This is a genomic window from Paenibacillus sp. S-38 (assembly GCF_049942825.1).
In the GTDB taxonomy this organism is placed as follows: Bacteria; Bacillota; Bacilli; order Paenibacillales; family NBRC-103111; genus Paenibacillus_G.
The window spans coordinates 1,031,370-1,048,456 of the sequence record NZ_CP187970.1; the positions used below are offsets into that span (position 1 = coordinate 1,031,370).

A 17,087-nucleotide genomic window follows, 5' to 3' on the forward strand; every position below is an offset into this window, starting at 1 on the left:
AGCGTCTATTCATGAAAGGAGGCGAGCCGCTTGACGGTTTCATTTATGTTCGCAATGGACGAGGCCCGGGGAATAGGGTACCAGAATAGGATGCCCTGGTATCTGCCGGCCGATTTTGCCTACTTTAAGCAGACTACGCTGGAGCATACGGTGCTGATGGGCCGCAAAACGTTTGACTCCCTCGGGGGCAAACCGCTGCCGCGGCGCCGCAATGTCATTCTTACCCGGGACGAGTCCTTTGCGGCACCGGGCTGCGAGACGATCACCTCAGCGGAGGAGGCGGTGAAGCCTTACCGTGCTGGCGGGGACAAAGCCGGCGAGGAGCTGTTTGTGATCGGCGGGGCGGAGTTATTTTCTCTGCTGATGCCGTATGCCGACCGCATGTATATTACGGAAATTCACCATACGTTTGAGACGGATGTCTTTTTTTCGGAGGTCGATCCCTCGCAGTGGCGGGAAGTATCCCGCACGAAAGGTCCCCAAGATGAACGGAATCCTTACGATTATGATTTTGTCGTCTATGAACGGGCAGTGAACTGACACTGAGGGGCTTGATGCAAATCTGGTGTTCGCTTCCGGGAATGAAGGCTGGGCCTTTGGCACATGTTAAGGCTTGACGAAGATCCGAGAGGAGACGCCGAACATGACCGAAGTGAATCAGCACCAGATGCCGAACCGGCATGTGATTGACAATGTAGAGAAGGCGATACAGGTAGCTAAGGATGCCGAGATGGCGGTCCGTCATGCCCAGCTGGAATCGAATCCGCAGAAGCTGCGGACGGCGCTGGCCCAGCTCGAAACCGCGCAGCACGCGCTTGGGAATGCCCAATCCCAGCTGAATTCCCGTGACCATGAGCATCATGGCCAGGAGTTCGTACAGGTACAGAACGATTTGACCCAGTCGGAGCAAAGTCTGGATATCACATCCTCGAATACGGAGCTGCCGAAGCAGGTCAGATAGCTTGTACCGGCACCCCAAAGAGCTCAGGAATTCTGCATGCCTCGCCAGAGGGCAGAAGCCTGGGCTTCTTTTTGCTGCCCTGGCGTCTGGAAAGCATGCTTCGCACCGGGTGGCTGGACCTTGTCGCAGCTGGAGGATGAACATTCGGGAAGGTGCCGGATCCCGGAACTGAAGTTCTTTATAGGCTGAATCCGCTGCAGGGGGGAGTTTTGATCAGCGGCCTGCCTTTTGTGGGGCTATTCACGCATGGTCATGAAAGGGGTTGCCGGAAGGGAAGGCCCGGTGATAGAGTTATAGAATAACGCCACACAGAGAAGAGCCCGGATTGAATGACGGGTTGATCCATACGGAAGGAAGGTGCTGGAATGAAGAGAAAAATGATAGGCATATTGGCATGGCTGCTGCTGTTCGCGGCACCGGTCCACGCACAGGAGGAAGAACCTGCCGTGCACGTCTTCGTGGACGGTGAGCAGGTAGTCTTCGAGTATTCACCGATTCTCGAGCAGGGGACAACTCTTGTTCCCTTCCGGGCGATCTCCGAGAAGCTTGGCTTCGAGGTGAGCTACCGTGTCGAGAACGGGGAGCAGTCGGTAACGGCGGTCAAAGGGGCTGAGACGGTCACGATGTACATCGGCAACCGGATCGCCAACTCCGCCGGCGGGCGTGTTCTGCTGGAGCAGGCGCCGCGGATCGAGCATGATTTGGCGTACGTGCCGCTGCGCTTCCTGGCGGAAGCCATGCATCTGGAGGTGCAGTGGGACGGCGAACAAATGGCCGTAGGGATCCGCTCCGCTCCGGCCCAGGAGGGGACAGCGCCGGAGGGGAAGGAAGCGGAGCAGGCGCCGGAAGAGACGGGGGCATGAGGCGTCTGTCTGGTCAGCTTAGCACCCGCAGGAGCTGCGGGACGATTCGGCAGCAGCCGTTTGTACCCGGAGCGGCCGTTAGGCTGAGTGCAGCGATACGGCACGGCAAGTGGGGAAAATATCAAAAGGTGCCCGGGGGCCGCTCCCGGGTTCTTTGGTATGGACGCCGGGTACCGGAGAGCATGGATCCGGCCGCCGCGAACACGGCGAATCCGTACGGAATCCCGCCTTCCTTTTGCCGGCAGTCTCCCCCGAATACAACAAAAAGACGGATCATGCTTTCGTACCTTCGGTACGAAAGCATGATCCGCCCTATTAAACAGGCACATAATCCTCTCTTACATCGACCCGGCGTATTGATAAATTACAATCAGAGCGAACGTGATCAGCATGCTCAGCATGGCATACTTCCATTGTCTCAAACTGAAATTCATCATCGATCTCTCCTTTGTTCGTGAGAATCTGAAATCTATTGTAGCTCAGGAGGGGGCGGTGCAGTGTTAAGGTTTGATGAAGTCTAGTCTTCTTCCTTCATCCGCCGGAGCTCCTTGAGCGAATAGAACGTGCCTCTCCAGTAGATGCCTCCCTGCTTCAGGGTCAGCCAGACCGAGCGGACGACGACATAGCACAGGAGGCTTGTCATCACCGGAAGCAGAAGGACGGTCCAGCCCGTTTTGCCAGTCAGGGATCGGATGAGCAGCAGGTAGACGGCGGCCATCGTCGCCACAGCCAGCGCACAGATCCAGGCCGTGCCGCCGGGCAGCAGCAGCATGCCGAGTACAGGGTACAGGAACAGGCCCAGCTGTCCGAGCACCGCCAGGATGGCGAGGCCTGTCCGGTAGCCGAAGCCCGAGAAGATGTTCTTCTCCAGCCCCTCGACCGCGCCGCCCAGGCTTTTGTACCACTCTACGCCGATACGGCGGTGGCCGGAGGCCAGACGCTGGCGAAGCCGGGCCTGCTTGACATGGCGGCCGAGCTGCAGGTCGTCGTCCGGCCGCATCGCGATGGCACGGTGGGTGCCGATCTTCTCATACCCGTAGCGGGTCATGAGATTGAAGGCGCCGATCCCCATGCCGGTCTTGAACTGGAAGTCGTCGTTGGCCCGCCAGGGGCGCAGATACAGGCAGAGGGTAAAAAAGAAATAATCGACAAACCCCTTCAGCCAGATGCCCTTGACCATCATGTCCGGTGCGAGGGTAAGGTGGTCGGCCTGCTCCTCCTGCAGGTAGCGGACGGCATCCGCCACCGTGTCAGGATGGAACCTTACGTCCGCATCCGTGAAGAGCAGCAGCTTGCCCCTGGCCTGCAGGTATCCTTGATAGAGTGCGTGGTTCTTGCCAAGCCAGCCCTGCGGCAGCGTCGTGATATGGATGACGCGCAGCGGCACCGTGATGTCCGCCTTGCTCTCGGACCACCGCCGCAGCTCGTCAAGCTTGCGGCCGGTCGCATCCCGGGAGCGGTCGTTCACCGCAATGATCTCGAGGCGCGGATAGTTCTGGCTGAGCAGATGCCGCACGGTCTCGGTAATCGAGGATTCCTCTTCCTTGGCCGCGATGATGACCGAAACCAGCGGCGCTTCCGAGGAGGAAGGGCGCCGCGGGGAGGAATCCGGCGGAGCTTGTATGTTTGATTGCGGGTTTATCCGTGTATTACCCTCCGGGAGGGGGAGGGTAAACATCCATTTTTTGGCCCGCAGGGTATCCCAGAGCAGGACCAGCCAATACCCCAGTGAGGCGAGCGCCCACAGCAAGAGAAAGCGCACCCGGCATCCTCCTTTCGCCCGCGTCGGGGCGGTGTGCAAGCATGCGTTAGTTTTACGAATTATAGCATGCCCGCCCAGCCGGTTCCAAATCTTGAAAGAGCCACCTGCGCTGCAGTATGCTACAATGGGAGAATCCGGGCTGAGGACGAAACATGAGTGTAGGGGGGAGAACAAGAATGACGGGAGAGCAGGCGAAACCCCTGTTCCGCAAAAAAATACGAGCCGCCGAGCTGCCGGAGTTTCTGCGGATGATCCGCAGCGAAGGCGTGACGGCGGAGAACCTGCTGTTCCTGTGCATCGGCACGGACCGTTCGACGGGTGACGCTCTCGGACCGCTGGTCGGCACGATGCTGGAGGAAGCGGGCTTCTCTGGGGTGATCGGCACGCTGGCGCGCCCCTTCGATGCAAGCAACATGAGGGAGAGGCTCGCCGAGATCCCGGCGGACCGCAGGGTGATTGCCATCGATGCGTGTCTCGGGCAGCCGGCCTCGCTCGGCTGGTATCAGGTATCGAACCGTCCGATCGAGCCGGGAAAGTCGGTAGGCAAGCAGCTGCCGCACGTCGGCGATTATTCCATAGCGGCGATCGTGAATGTCGATGCAGGACAGAAGTATGCGATTCTGCAGAGCACATCCTTACATAGAGTAATGAATATGGCCAGGGAAATTACGGCAGGCATTCTCGGCACCTTCACGCCGGTTCCGCTTCCCATCAGGCCGCAGGAGGAAGTATGATGCGGCAGGGCGGCGGCTTCGGCGAAGGAGGTCCTATGCATCGGGTGCAGAGCCGGGGAAGGGCCAAGCTCGAAGACGTGTCGACGGCACGCATCTACCGGCTGTTCCGGAATTACCGGTGGCAGCTGGCGGCCATTCTCGGATTGGCCCTTGCCGGGGCCGTGCTGGGGCTGATCCCTCCGCTGGTCATGAAGGAGATCATCGACCATGCGCTGCCGGACGGCGACCGCCGCCTGCTGGTCTGGCTCACGGTGCTCATGGTGCTGCTGCCGCTGGTGAGCGGGCTGCTCGGCGTGTGGCAGAATCATGAGAATACAAAAGTCGGACAAGGGGTCATGCGCGATTTGCGGCAGTCGCTGTTCGGCAACCTGCAGAGGCAGGCCATGAGCTTCTTCACCGACGCGAAGTCCGGAGAGATCATCCAACGGCTGACCGGCGATGTGCAGGCGGTGCAGAACGTGGTCACGACGCTCGTCGTGTCGGCCGTCACCCAGTCGGTCATCGTACTGACGACCGTGGTGATTCTTTTCGCGCTGGATTGGCAGCTCGCCATCCTGTCGGTGGCCGTGCTGCCGCTGTTCCTGCTGCCGGTGCGCCGGGTGTCGGCCGTACGCAAGAAGCTGCGGGGCGAGGCCCAGCGGGTGAGGGGCGAGATGTCCGCCCGGCTCGGCGAGATCTTCGGCGTCTCGGGCGCCATGCTGACCCGCATCTTCCAAGGGGAGCGGCGGCAGCAGGAGCAGTTCACCGTGCTCAACGGGAAGGTGATGGATCTGGAGCTGCGGCTCAATCTCGTAGGCCGATGGTACGGGATGGTGATCGGGGTGCTGGGGCCGCTCGGCACGGCGCTGATCTACCTCTACGGCGGCTGGAAGGTCATCGACGGCACGATGACCATCGGGAGCATCGTAGCGTTCGCCGCCTACCTGGGGCGTCTGTATGGCCCCGTCGGCACCCTGCTCAATCTGCGGGTGGAGGTCGGTACGGCGCTCGGGGTATTCCAGCGCTTGTTCGAATACGAAGATCTCGTGCCGGAAGTACGGGAAGTGGAGCAGGCCAAGGCGCTGCCGCCGGTCCGGGGGCATATCGCCTATCGAGGCGTCTCCTATGCCTACCAGCCGGGACAGTATGCGCTGCACGAGGTTTCCTTCGAGGCCGCGCCGGGCGAGGTGGTGGCGATCGTCGGTCCGAGCGGAGCCGGCAAGTCAACGCTGATCGGCATGCTGGCCAGGCTGTATGACCCTACGGACGGGGAGGTCACCGTCGACGGCCAGGACATCCGAAGCGTGACTTTGGACAGCCTTCGTTCGCAGGTGGCTTTCGTCACGCAGGAATCGTTCCTGTTCCACGCCAGCGTGCGGGACAATCTGCTGTTTGCCCGTCCGGACGCTTCGCCGGAGGAGCTGGAGGAAGCCTGCCGCCAGGCGTTCATCCATGAGGTGATCCTTTCGCTGCCGGCCGGCTATGACACGGAGGTCGGCGAACGGGGTCACCGGCTGTCGGGCGGAGAACGGCAGCGGCTGGCTATCGCGCGGGCCATCCTGAAGAATCCGCGCATTCTCATTCTCGATGAGGCGACGAGCCATCTCGATTCCGCGTCCGAAGCCTTCGTGCAGGCAGCGCTGGATAAGCTGATGCAGGGCCGCACGACGCTCGTCATCGCTCACCGCTTGTCGACGATCCTGTCGGCCGACCGGATTATCGTGCTCGAAGGGGGCAGGGTCGCAGAGAGCGGACGGCACGAGGAGCTGCTGGAGCGGCAGGGCTTGTATGCCAAGCTGTTTCACACCCAGTTTACCCAGGGGGGAAGCACCCTGACGTCCTGAGGAGGGCTGCGGGAGCCAGAGGCGCGTCCCCCATTCAGCCTATGAATGAACAAAACGGAATCGGTCCATGCGGGAATCCGGGTTAAGCCCGGAGTCCGTAAGGACCGATTCCGTTTGTCTATAGGATGATGAGAGAACAGCTTTCTGTCAGGCTGTAGCCTTCAGGCCTATGATGCCGACGAGAATCGCCAGGACGAAGCCGACCCGCAGCAGGTCCCGCGGTTCGCCGAGGAACAGCATACCGACGATGACGGTACCGACGGCTCCGATCCCCGTCCAGATCGCGTAAGCCGTCCCGAGCGGCAGCGATTTGAGGGCCAGGGAGAGAAGGTAGAAGGAGATGATCATCCCGGCCACCGTAATCACGCTGGGCCACAGGCGGGTCCAGCCGTTCGAATATTTGAGGCCGAACGCCCATACGATCTCCATCAATCCCGCGAGTACAAGATAGATCCATGCCATAGATGGTTACTCCTTTGCAGTCGAAATGCCCTTCCAATAGATCCGCCATACCGCTTCGATACGGTGGGCATACTCGTCCGGCTGATAATAAAACTGCTGCAGGAACGAACCGTCCAGCATGCAGTAGAACGAGGCCGCCAGGTCTTCGGGCGCTTCCGGACGCAGGATCCCTTCTTCCATGCCACGAAGGAACAAGCGGAGCAGCAGGGCGTTCAGTTCTTGCTCCGTGGCCGCGAACCTTCCGCGCAGCGTTTCCTGCAGGGAGAGGGGTGGAAACAGCATGGTCCGCTTCAGGAAGGTCATCCCCTCGTCACTGAGCAGATAGGTCCGGCTGACGTCCCGCAGGATGGTGAACAACTGCTCTTCCACGGTCCTTCCTTCCAGGCGGCCCAGGAGAGCTCGCATGCGGCGGGAATGCTCCTGCAGGCAGTCTTCGAATACGGCGAGGAACAGATCGTCCTTGCTTTTAAAATGGGAATAGATGGACGGCGTCTTGATTCCGGCCTCCCGGGCAATCTCCGAGAGAGGGACCGCATCATACCCGCCTGCGGCGAAGAGGCGCAGGGCCGCTTCTTTCAAGGTGGTAAAGCTCATGAAGCTTCTTTCCCTTCCGTTACTAACTAACGTTAGTTAGCTTACTCTCCAGAGTATACTCCTCCAGACCGCCTAAGGCAAGCGTGCAGGAAGTATCCCTCTTTCTGGTTCTTCGACCGACGAAGAGAGCGGCCCGTTTACAGAGCCGTCGGTGCCCGAAACCGATCTTTTTTTGGACAACAAGGCGGTTATCCTACATAGAAAGTTTCAGGTTTGAATATAATGGGTATTACTCTTTTATGGAATTTCAGAGAGAGCGGTTTGACCGAACAGGTACCATTACACTTCTACACTTCGAATATCAGACATCAGAAAGGAGCGCATGCATATGCGTCAGATCAACCACATCAACCTCACCGATACGAACGGCAAGATTTACTGCTGTCTTCGCAATAAAATCGTTACGCTCGACGAGAACCAAAAGATGAACTTCTGCGGAGGCTGCAAAATGTTCGCGGGAGATGCGGGAGGACGCGGCGTGGAATGCGTCTGGAACGACATCCGTCCGGTAGGAAATCCCCATGTCGTCAATAACCCGTTCACCGAGATGCTGAGCAACCAGGCACGCCGCGTGAACCTCACGGATCACCTCTCCACCGTCGCCGTCTTCGGCGTCTGATCACATGCGGATCCAAAGGTCCCCGTTCGGCGGGACCGGCAGCCGGGAATGGTGGGATATCTGCCGCCGTTCTTGTCTCTGGGTGAACACCGGACAAGCCTGATGACGCCCGGGTACGATCTCCCTGCCGCACAATCCCCGGCATTCCCTCATCCCCTCCAGGCCGTCATTTCCCTATCGAATCTTCGAATCCGTTCTTCCTTTTCTTCAGTGCTGGGCCTATTCGTCTGTCAGCCGGCCGCCAGGTCCCAGAGTTGTTTGCCGATCAGGATGCCGGTCACAATAATGAACAGCGGCTTGACGTAAGTCGATCCCTTGCGGATGGCGAGCTGCGAGCCGACCAGGGCGCCGGCGATCATGGCGAGGCCCATGGGAATCCCGTATCCCAGATGCACGGAATCGAGGAGGAAGAAGGCGCCGAGAGACGCGACGTTGCTTGCGAAATTAAGCACCTTGGCATTGGCGCTCGCCCCAACGAAGTCATAGCCGAACAGCAGGAAAACGAAGAGCAGGAATGAGCCGGTTCCGGGGCCGAAAAAGCCGTCGTAGAACCCGATCACCAATGCCACCAGGCCGATAACGATCCGGCGCAGGCCGGTCCACTGCAGCTGCTGGCCGGTGCCGTCCCAATTCTTTTTGAACAGAGTATAGACGAGCACAGCGATGAGCATGACGACAACGAGCGGGCGCATGAAAGAGGAAGGAACGAGGTGGACCGCATAGGTCCCGAGCGCCGATCCCGCGAACGATAAGGGGAAGAGCAGCAGCACCAGCCTGCCGCTGACCTTGCCCGAAGCGAGGAAGGAGGCGGTGCTCGTCAGGGAGGACAGCGTGCCGCCGAGCTTATTCGTACCGAGCACCATGCTGGGGGGCAGCCCCGTGAGCATGAGCGCGGGAACCGAGATCAATCCGCCGCCGCCCACGACCGAATCGATGAACGAGGCCACGAATCCGGCGGCGATCAGGAATAAGAGCATATCTGTTGAAGGCCATTCCATGACAACCTCTCCTTTGGGTACTCCAGAATATACGAAAGGTTCTGCGCCGCTTGGCTAAAGAACAGATTTCAGTATAGCCCTGGAAGACTCCCGGGGCAATCTCCTCTGATGCAACGTCACAGCGTTAGTGCGGCGTTGCATTTTGGCATGCCGGCATGTTATGTTCAAGCCGGAACCTCTTAAGATCTGCAATCATTCGGGAGATGAAAGGTGTGTGGCGTTGATGATTCACAAGCTGGAGCACATTGGTATCATGGTCAGCGATATGGATGCATCGATCCGGTTCTATACGGAAGTGCTGGGTCTGCGGCTCGCGCGGAGGGAGCGGATTGAGAATGGGCCGGAGCTTGGCTTCCTGTCCTTCCCCGGGTCGGAGCGCATAGAGATCGAGCTGGTCGGCCGCGGAACGGAGGGGCTCTCCGGCGCAGGGATTGTCAACCACGTGGCTTTCACGGTGAGTGATATCGAAGAGGAGATTGCGCGGCTGCAGGGGCTCGGAATCCGTCTCGAGAGCGAAGGCCCGAAGATCATTCTGAACGGCGTTAAGATCGCATTCTTCCTGGGGCCGGACGGGGAACGGCTCGAATTGTTCCAGCCGGCGCCCTGAGGAAGGCTGAAGGTTATTCCGCCGGCCGGCCTATGAGGGATGGCTCAGGGCTGTCACCCATGGGTATTCACCCGCATATCGTAGGGTACCGGGAACGGGCATCCGAAGGGATGCAGCCGCGTCCTGAACGCGATGGGGGAGAAGAAGAACCATGGAATGGGTCAATGACTTGGACCGGGCTCCGCGGGAGCGCATCATTACCCGACGGCTCGTCAAACCTAGACTGGATATCAAATACCCGCAGGTGGCCGGACTGCGGAACGGCTTCGTGCAGCGGATGGTGAATCACGCCATCCTGGACGCCATCTATGATTTGATTCGCATCCAGGGCTATGTGCAGGATAAGACGAAGACGATCACCGGAACTTACCATGTCAAGCTGCACAAAAAAGAGCTGCTGAGCCTGCTCTATGAGAATTATGGCTATGCGGAGAAGGCCGCCCACGGCATGACGTACCAGAGCTCCCAGACCTTCGATCTCGTAGATGGCCGGCTGTATACGCTCGCCGATCTGTTCAAGCCGGGGAGCGATTACATCGGCCGGCTATCGGGAATCATCGCCAGGGAGTTCAAGGCACGCGACATTCCGATGCTCGCGGAATTCAAGACGATCACGCCGGATCAACCGTACTATTTGACGGACAAAGCGATCGGCATTTACTTCCAGCTCTACGAATACACGCCTTATGTGTACGGGTTCCCGACTTTCGAGATTCCGTTCGCCGAGGTAAAGGATATCATTGATCCGCAGGGCCCGATCGGCCGGTTGATGTGAAGCAGGCGGGTTTCCCTCGCAGAGTCCCTGCCGGATACGGCTCCTGAACCTTCGGGGCCACCTTCCGGTTCCGGGCTCCGGGAGGGCGGACAAGCCGGGGCTGGCTGGCCCCCGGGCAGCGGAGAAACAAACGGCAGCTTAAGAACAAACGGCATCTGGACCAGAGGAGTTATAGCAGGCAGGAGGGCTTACAAGATGACAAGGACAGCGATCGTAGCGGGGGCTACGGGATTGATCGGCAGGGAACTCGTCCGGCTGCTGACGGAGGATGCGGCGTACGATGAGGTGATTGCACTGGTCCGCAGCCGCACGGACTGGGAGGGCGGGCGGCCGGAGGAGCTCGTCACCGATTGGAGCGAGTCTCGGCTGGAGTCTCTGCTCCGGGACAAGCTGCCGGGCGCGGATGTCTTCTGTGCGCTCGGCACCACGATGAAGAAGGCCGGAGCGAAGGAGCCTTTTCGGCGGGTGGACTTCGATTATCCGCTGACGCTGGGACGACTGGCACGCGCTCATGGGGCTTCGAGGGTCCTCGTGGTCTCCTCTACCGGAGCCGATCCGAAGTCCATGTTCTTCTACAGCCGGGTCAAAGGGGAGATGGAGGCGGCCCTCCGCGCCCTGGGGCTTCCCGAGCTTCACTTCTTCAGGCCCTCGCTGCTGCTCGGTCAGCGGAAGAACGACAACCGTCCCGGGGAGAAGCTCGCTGAAGCCGTAAGCGGCGCACTGCCGTTCCTGTTCCGCGGACCGCTGCAGAGGTACAAGCCCATTCATGCCGCTTCCGTGGCACGGGGGATGATTCGTGCGGCCCGCAGGGAATCGGCGGGGGAGCATGTGTGGGAATCGGAGGAGATCGAAGCGCTCTCCCATTGACCGGCTGCACCCCTTCAGGAGAGTCTGGCCGCTCCAGGATGGCGCCCAAGTCCCTGAGAGAGGAGAGTCTCTCCCGGCCAATTGAAAAAGCTCCCGGACCTATGGGAAACAGCCCTTTTCCATAGGTGTTGGGAGCTTTTTGATGTGCCGGCCGGCAGGCTCAGCCGCCGAAGGACTCGCGGAAAGCGCGTCCAAGCGCCTCCGACTCCACGTTCCACAGCGCGGCGATCTCCCCGCAGACATTCTCGTCGAACCAGTCCGCAAGCAGCTTTCGGTTGCTGCCGTTCTCGGCGATATAGGGCAGGTTCAGCAGCACTTTTTTGTAGTAGAGCTCATCGGCCTGACTCACCTGTTCGGGCGGAATCCACCCGCCGAGCTTCTTCCGCGCACGGTACAGCTCGCGGCTGCAGGTGCGCCGGATCTGGCGGGCGGAGGGAAGCGGCTGGCTGTGCTTCATTTTGTTGCCGGGATTCATGGGGGCCCACTCTCCTTCCATACAGCATGGTATGCACGGAAGGGCGCGATGGGTACAGGGAAGCCGAGCAGCTTCAGGAAGCGGGATAAGCCGGTTTGCGGCGAGAGAATACGATCGCCAGCAGAGCGAGAAGCAGCGGAATACCCGCCTGCAGCGGCAGATGCATCTGGTATGGGACCTTCTTGAGCCCGACATCGATATGCTCGGGAAAGCTCGAACTCATGCCGACGGAGGCGGCCAGGAGCAGCAGGCCTGTCAAGGCGAGCTGGGCTAGCTGAACTTTGCGTCCGGTGGTTCGGGTCAGCTCCGCCAAGCCGCGAACCCCTGCGTACGTGAAGACGGTGATTTTGAAATAACCCCCAAGAATCAGAGTGCTGAGGGCGACTGCATCCAGCCGCTGAATGACCTCGCCTACCTGAATCTTGCCGAGAGCGGCGAGCAGGGGGAACTGCTCGGCTGCGGCACGTCCGGGGCCCAGCACCGCAATGTCAAGCGAGACGACGGCGGTCAGCGTAAGTCCGGCCGACAGCATCGCGAGCAGGAACGGGCGGGCCGCACTCCGGCCGCTGCACAGATGAGGCAGGATCATCATGAAGGCGATGGTTTCGCCGAACGGGAAGGTGAAGGTCAGCGGGAATGCGGTCTTGATTACAGGCGTAAGCCCCTTCTCCAGAATGGGCAGAAAGCGGTGGGGATCCAGGATGTCGGATGCGAGTATGGCAGGAACCGTAGCGAGGGCCATGAAGCCTACCAGCCGGATGATAATCTCGGCCGCACGTCCGACCACCTCGACTCCCAGGGATAACGACCAGCAGACGACGGTGATCATCAGGGCATTCACCGAGAACAGCGGCGTCTGGTCGAGGAGCGTCGTGACGAGCACCTCTCCGAAATCCCGGAGGACCCGGGCGGCGATATAGAGGAAGTAGGCCACATACACCACGCCGACCACCCGGCCGGCCGCCTTACCCAGCCGGAGCTGAAGAATCCCGATGAGCGAGTGTCCTTCATGCCGGCGGTATACATAAAGGAACACGCCTGCCAGCAGCAGACCTGCGCCCATGCCGATCAGGATGGCGAGCCAGGCATCCCGTTCGGCCTGCATCCCAAGGCCGACGATCACAGCGCTGCCCAGCTCGAACAAAAAGACAAGGCAGTACAGCTGTCTGGTGTTCAGAAGCGGTTTGGTCATCATGGAAACTCCTTTCCTAGGGGCGTTCCTAGAGGCGTTTTTTGCGGATGGAGCGCTGTTTGAAAGTATGCACGGCAAGCAGCAGGAGCGGCAGCAGAAGGCCGTAGGGGAGGGTGCTGATCGTCCAGATCTCCTGGACAAAGTTCATGAAGTAGACGGAGCTTGGAGCGATGACCATAGCGAGCACCCAGATCATCAGGCCCAGCGGATACGTGATTTCCCGGTAGCCTCTCAGCCCGAAGAGCTGGGAGGCGCACAGAGCGCAGGCGTACAGGCACACCGTAATTTTGAAGAACAAGGAGATGAACCAGAGTCCGCCCACCAGAACCTCGATCCGCTGGATGAAGTTCCCGATATTCACCTTCTGCGCCATCTGAAACAGCGGATAGACCGACCGCTCGGTCGTAGAGGCTCCGAGCACGAGAATGGCGAACAGCGTGAAGAGGAGGACGATCCCTCCGCCGGAGAGCATGGCAAAGCGGAAGGCCCTCCCCGACTTCTCGGGATGCCGGAGGTGGGGGATAATCATCAGAAAGATAACGAGATCGAGGTAGGGGATACCGATCTGGGTAATGCTCCCTTTCACGATCGGCGGCAGTCCGTGTTCCATAATGGGCAGCAGGTTGCGCAAATGAATCTCCGGTGACAGGAGCAGCAGGAAGCAGATAATAAAGAGCAGCACCCAGGGGAGGAAAATTTCCGAGGCTCTGCCGACCGTCTCGAGCCCCCTCCGCACCGAGAAGACCAACAGGAGCACCATGACGGCGTGGATCGCCTGAATCGGTGTCTGTGGCAGGGTGAGTGTCGTGATCATCTCGCCCAGCTGTCGCAGAAGACCGGAGGTGATGATAAGCAGATAAGCCAAAAAGAGCAGGCCGACGGCTTTGCCCGGCAGCCTGCCGAGAATCGCTTCGGAATATTCCACGAGCGTCATTCTCGGATAGGCGCCGCTGAGCTTCGTATACAGCGGCACGAGCAGACAAGCGGCGGTGATGCCGGCGCCGACGGCGATCCAGGCGTCCTGCTTGGCCTGTGCTGCAAGGAAGGTGGGAATCAGCAGCGTGGAGGAGCTGATGATGAACATGCACATCAATGCCGACAGCTGGGATACCGAGATTTGTTCCCTATTCACGCTAGGACTCCCTCCATCCGATCAAAGCATCCAGTCCCCGGCTGACGGGCCGATAGACCGCAGTCATCCAATCGAGCGGGTTCGGCAGAGGGACCCGGGCAGCCTGCAGGATGCCGAGGAGCGTGCCGGTGAGGAGCATCACCGTAAAGACCACAAGATCCCGGTACCGGCGTTCCCGCCGCATACGGGGGAATTCCTTGTACGCGATAACGGCCGCAAGCAGGAGCAGGGCGGTGCTGCTCAACATACTCACTCCCCTCCTTTCAATTTGTTCAGATAGGACTTGTTGGTCGTGCCGGTCCGTCGGATATGGGCGTCCACCACGACGGTGACGGGCAGCTTGACGAACTGGGCATTCCAGTCCTCCTTGAGTCCGGCCCAGAGCTTCGGATCCTTTTGATGAATGATCTCCCCGAAGCCGAAAATATCCGATTTCAGCTTCTTCGCCTTTTGAATCGCGGCCCTCACGACTTCCTTCGTCCGCTTCCCGGCTTCCTGCTCCAGCATCCGAATTGCCTCCGGCTTGCTGAGATCGACATCGCAGTGGACCTCCGTCACGTTGCTCTCGGTCATCAGGCTGACCACGATGGAAGGAGTCCCCTTGTCAACGAAAGCTCTGACGGTTGATTTGGTGTTAAATGCTTCCACGGAAACGCTCCCCTTGCCCCCGCATCCGATCGTGCCGACCGTATTTTTTACATTCCCCTTAATATAGTTGTAGCCCTTGCTTTCCTGTTCGTTCAGCCATCCCGCCAGGCGGTCCCTGCGTATGACGGCCAGATTGGCATACTCGAGCACCCCTGCTGGAGTGACGGAGGCCAGGCCATCTCTGGTTTTGCCTTTGGACTTGCTGCCTTCGATTCTGACACCTGTCAGCACAGGACTCCTGCCAGGCTCGAGCATATCGGTGATAAGCTCGTCTAGCTGGATTGTATGGGTCGGAGCCCAGCTTTTCTCCGAGGTCTCCAGCGATTTGCGCAGCTTCTGGGACGGAATCTTCTCCAGCGGTGTCAGTACATTCAGGATGTCCCCGGCCTTGGTATTCTTGCTTAGCACCACGAAAAAATCAGAGCGCACCTCATGGTTGCGGGACAGGAATTCCAGGGATTCGGCAATGCCCCGCTCCGCGAGCGTTTCACCCAGCACCAGAATCTGGAGGTGGGACAGGTAAATCTTCCTTGGCAGCACCGTAGTCATCTTCCGCAGCGCCTCCGATACGGACTCGTTCCTTGCTTCATAGGTGGATACGGCGGTTGCGGTGCCGCCGCCCTTCCGCGGGGCTACCTCACCGGGATCGACGATCTGCGCGGTAATCACGTATTGGCCCTTCGGATCCCAGTCAATCGCCAGACCTACAGCAATCGCGATATCGTTCAGCTCGCGGCGGTTCCAGCAGCCCGGAAGTCCCAGCAGGAGAAGCAGGCAGAGGACCAGGCGAATCAGGAGTTGCATCATATGTACCACCCGTTACCGTTAGATTGAAGGCTGCCGCAGCAGGCCGCCGTGATGCTGTCCTGTCTCTGATGCCGGTTCCCGGGGAACCTCGGCGTCAGCTCTCCGGCTCCGAGTCGGGTGTCCGGTCGCGCACGACATCAGGCGTACCCACAATCCGGGGCCGCTTGTTCAGCATGCGGTGCGGCAGCCGGAGGATGGCATCCTCCTGATCCTGAAGGTTAAACGGCCCGAAGGGAGACATGTACGGAACGCCAAACGAGCGCAGCGAGCACAGATGGATGACAATGGCAAGCAGGCCGATCGTGACGCCGAAGAAGCCGAAAGTCGCCGCCAGCAGCATCATGCCGAAGCGCAGGAGGCGGACGGAGATGGCCATGTTGAACGACGGGAACACAAAGTTCGAGATCGCCGTCAGCGAGACGACAATGACCATGGCCGCCGAGACGATGCCCGCCTCCACGGCGGCCTGACCGATGACGAGGGCGCCTACTATCGATACGGCCTGTCCGATGGCCTTGGGCATGCGGACCCCCGCTTCGCGCAGAATCTCGAAGGCGATCTCCATCATCATCGCCTCCACGAAGGCGGGGAACGGAATGCCCTCCCGCTGGGACGCGAGGGAGATCAGGAGCTGGGTCGGCAGCAGATCCTGGTGGAACGTCGTTACAGCAATATACAAGGACGGTCCGAGCAGCGCGATGAAAAAGCTCAAATACCGGAGAACGCGCAGGAAGATGGCGATGTCGGCCCGCTGGTAGTAATCCTCAGCCGACTGGAAGAACTGGTCGAACAGGGCGGGAACGAGCAGGACGAACGGCGTGCCGTCGACCAGGATGGCCACCCGGCCTTCCAGCAGACCGGCGGCAATGACATCCGGCCGCTCGGAATTGAGCAGCGTTGGGAAGGGCGTAAGAGTTTTGTCCTGGATGAATTCCTCGATATACCCGCTCTCCAGGATCGCATCCGTGCGGATCCGTCCGAGCCTCGCTTCGATCTCCTGAAGCACCGAGGGATCGGCCAGACCGTCGACATACATGACCGCGATTTCCGTGTTCGTGACGGAGCCGATGGAGCGCTGCTCGCATCGCAGGCGTTCGTCCCGGATGCGCCGGCGGACCAGAGCCGTATTGGTCCGCAGCGTTTCGGTGAAGCTCTCGCGCGGGCCGCGGATGGCGTTCTGTACGGCGGGCTCGGAGATGGCCCGGTCTTTCCAGCCGGGCGTCCCCACAGACAGCGCAGAAGAAGCCCCGTCGACAAGCAGGAGCGTATTGCCGGAGAGCATCTCCCGGAACACGCCGGCCAGGTCCTGAATTTCTTTGAGCTCCCCTACCTGCAGAACGGTATCCTGGATACGGGCCAGCAGGGCCGGTCCCGTCTCGGGTAGCGGAGGCTCAGCGGCTGGCGCGGTGGATAACGTCATCAGGGAGGGGAGGATGGATTCATGAATGATCTGCTTGTCCGCAAGTCCATCGGTGTACAGCACGGCGGCCCGGATAGACTGCAGGCTGTCCAGGAAGATCTCGCGGATGACAATGTCCCTGCTGCCCCCCAGCTGTTTACGGATTCGCTGCAGGTTGGAGGCAAGCGCGGGCCCGAGCGCCCCGTGGTCACCCGGCTGAGGAGGAGCGCTTCCCTGCCCGGTCTTTCGCTGCATAGAGGTCACTCCTCCTTTCTCCTTCAATGATGCTTAGAATGATGCTTAGAATGATGCTTAAGGTGCAGGGTTGAACTCAGCATAGTTTTACCGCCCACACCAAAATTTACTCGG

The 17,087-nt window shown here is 59.9% G+C and carries 19 protein-coding genes; 9 read left to right on the plus strand and 10 right to left on the minus strand.

Going from position 1 to position 17,087, the window contains the following annotated elements:
* Positions 1–30 precede the first annotated feature (30 nt).
* The 3 genes from ACP26L_RS04780 (at position 31) to ACP26L_RS04790 (ending at position 1,824) form a co-directional block, all read left to right on the plus strand.
* On the plus strand, positions 31–540 hold the full coding sequence (locus ACP26L_RS04780) for a dihydrofolate reductase (RefSeq protein WP_426451427.1): 510 nt from the start codon (positions 31–33) through the stop codon (positions 538–540).
* A 73-nt stretch (positions 541–613) separates the two neighbouring features.
* Complete coding sequence (locus ACP26L_RS04785; protein WP_426451428.1) at positions 614–961, plus strand: hypothetical protein; 348 nt, start codon at positions 614–616, stop codon at positions 959–961.
* A gap of 365 nt (positions 962–1,326) precedes the next feature.
* Positions 1,327–1,824, plus strand: a complete 498-nt coding sequence (locus tag ACP26L_RS04790; protein WP_426451429.1) for a copper amine oxidase N-terminal domain-containing protein — start codon at positions 1,327–1,329, stop codon at positions 1,822–1,824.
* Positions 1,825–2,341: 517 nt separating this feature from the next.
* Here the strand turns inward: ACP26L_RS04790 and ACP26L_RS04795 are convergent.
* Positions 2,342–3,586, minus strand: a complete 1,245-nt coding sequence (locus ACP26L_RS04795) for a glycosyltransferase (protein ID WP_426451430.1) — start codon at positions 3,584–3,586, stop codon at positions 2,342–2,344.
* A 176-nt stretch (positions 3,587–3,762) separates the two neighbouring features.
* Here ACP26L_RS04795 and yyaC point away from each other — a divergent pair, with 176 nt between their 5' ends.
* Together yyaC and ACP26L_RS04805 are read left to right on the plus strand one after the other, a co-directional pair.
* On the plus strand, positions 3,763–4,320 hold the full coding sequence (gene yyaC / locus ACP26L_RS04800; protein WP_426451431.1) for a spore protease YyaC: 558 nt from the start codon (positions 3,763–3,765) through the stop codon (positions 4,318–4,320).
* The gene (locus ACP26L_RS04805; RefSeq protein ID WP_426451432.1) at positions 4,320–6,143 is read left to right on the plus strand and encodes an ABC transporter ATP-binding protein; all 1,824 of its coding nucleotides are present in this window, start codon (positions 4,320–4,322) and stop codon (positions 6,141–6,143) included. Before yyaC ends, ACP26L_RS04805 begins: the two co-directional genes overlap by 1 nt.
* 147 nt (positions 6,144–6,290) lie before the next feature.
* Here the strand turns inward: ACP26L_RS04805 and sugE are convergent, their stop codons facing one another.
* Both sugE and ACP26L_RS04815 read right to left on the minus strand, forming a co-directional pair.
* Complete coding sequence (sugE, locus tag ACP26L_RS04810; RefSeq protein ID WP_426451433.1) at positions 6,291–6,605, minus strand: quaternary ammonium compound efflux SMR transporter SugE; 315 nt, start codon at positions 6,603–6,605, stop codon at positions 6,291–6,293.
* A 6-nt stretch (positions 6,606–6,611) separates the two neighbouring features.
* A complete protein-coding gene (locus ACP26L_RS04815; RefSeq protein ID WP_426451434.1) occupies positions 6,612–7,199 on the minus strand; it encodes a TetR/AcrR family transcriptional regulator in 588 nt (195 codons plus the stop codon).
* A gap of 328 nt (positions 7,200–7,527) precedes the next feature.
* Here ACP26L_RS04815 and ACP26L_RS04820 point away from each other — a divergent pair, with 328 nt between their 5' ends.
* The gene (locus ACP26L_RS04820; protein WP_426451435.1) at positions 7,528–7,818 is read left to right on the plus strand and encodes a hypothetical protein; all 291 of its coding nucleotides are present in this window, start codon (positions 7,528–7,530) and stop codon (positions 7,816–7,818) included.
* A 230-nt stretch (positions 7,819–8,048) separates the two neighbouring features.
* On the opposite strand, the gene ACP26L_RS04825 is transcribed toward ACP26L_RS04820, so the two are convergent.
* Complete coding sequence (locus ACP26L_RS04825; protein ID WP_426451436.1) at positions 8,049–8,816, minus strand: sulfite exporter TauE/SafE family protein; 768 nt, start codon at positions 8,814–8,816, stop codon at positions 8,049–8,051.
* 223 nt (positions 8,817–9,039) lie between these two features.
* On the opposite strand from ACP26L_RS04825, the gene ACP26L_RS04830 reads away from it, so the two are divergent.
* The 3 genes from ACP26L_RS04830 (at position 9,040) to ACP26L_RS04840 (ending at position 11,065) form a co-directional block, all read left to right on the plus strand.
* Positions 9,040–9,423 (plus strand): VOC family protein, encoded by a 384-nt coding sequence (locus ACP26L_RS04830; RefSeq protein ID WP_426454823.1) that lies wholly within the window; start codon positions 9,040–9,042, stop codon positions 9,421–9,423.
* Positions 9,424–9,574: 151 nt separating this feature from the next.
* Complete coding sequence (locus ACP26L_RS04835) at positions 9,575–10,198, plus strand: DUF3298 domain-containing protein (RefSeq protein ID WP_426451437.1); 624 nt, start codon at positions 9,575–9,577, stop codon at positions 10,196–10,198.
* 195 nt (positions 10,199–10,393) lie between these two features.
* Positions 10,394–11,065, plus strand: coding sequence for an NAD-dependent epimerase/dehydratase family protein (locus ACP26L_RS04840; RefSeq protein ID WP_426451438.1), 672 nt, complete (start codon positions 10,394–10,396; stop codon positions 11,063–11,065).
* 160 nt (positions 11,066–11,225) lie between these two features.
* Here the strand turns inward: ACP26L_RS04840 and ACP26L_RS04845 are convergent, their stop codons facing one another.
* From ACP26L_RS04845 to ACP26L_RS04870, 6 genes are all read right to left on the minus strand, one after another.
* Positions 11,226–11,540, minus strand: a complete 315-nt coding sequence (locus tag ACP26L_RS04845; protein ID WP_426451439.1) for a dehydrogenase — start codon at positions 11,538–11,540, stop codon at positions 11,226–11,228.
* A 73-nt stretch (positions 11,541–11,613) separates the two neighbouring features.
* Positions 11,614–12,732, minus strand: coding sequence for a GerAB/ArcD/ProY family transporter (locus tag ACP26L_RS04850; RefSeq protein ID WP_426451440.1), 1,119 nt, complete (start codon positions 12,730–12,732; stop codon positions 11,614–11,616).
* 28 nt (positions 12,733–12,760) lie between these two features.
* On the minus strand, positions 12,761–13,864 hold the full coding sequence (locus ACP26L_RS04855; RefSeq protein ID WP_426451441.1) for a GerAB/ArcD/ProY family transporter: 1,104 nt from the start codon (positions 13,862–13,864) through the stop codon (positions 12,761–12,763).
* 1 nt (position 13,865) lies between these two features.
* Positions 13,866–14,111 (minus strand): hypothetical protein, encoded by a 246-nt coding sequence (locus tag ACP26L_RS04860; RefSeq protein WP_426451442.1) that lies wholly within the window; start codon positions 14,109–14,111, stop codon positions 13,866–13,868.
* 2 nt (positions 14,112–14,113) lie between these two features.
* Positions 14,114–15,319, minus strand: coding sequence for a Ger(x)C family spore germination protein (locus tag ACP26L_RS04865; protein WP_426451443.1), 1,206 nt, complete (start codon positions 15,317–15,319; stop codon positions 14,114–14,116).
* Between the two features lie 94 nt (positions 15,320–15,413).
* Complete coding sequence (locus tag ACP26L_RS04870; RefSeq protein ID WP_426451444.1) at positions 15,414–16,973, minus strand: spore germination protein; 1,560 nt, start codon at positions 16,971–16,973, stop codon at positions 15,414–15,416.
* Positions 16,974–17,087: the final 114 nt, after the last annotated feature.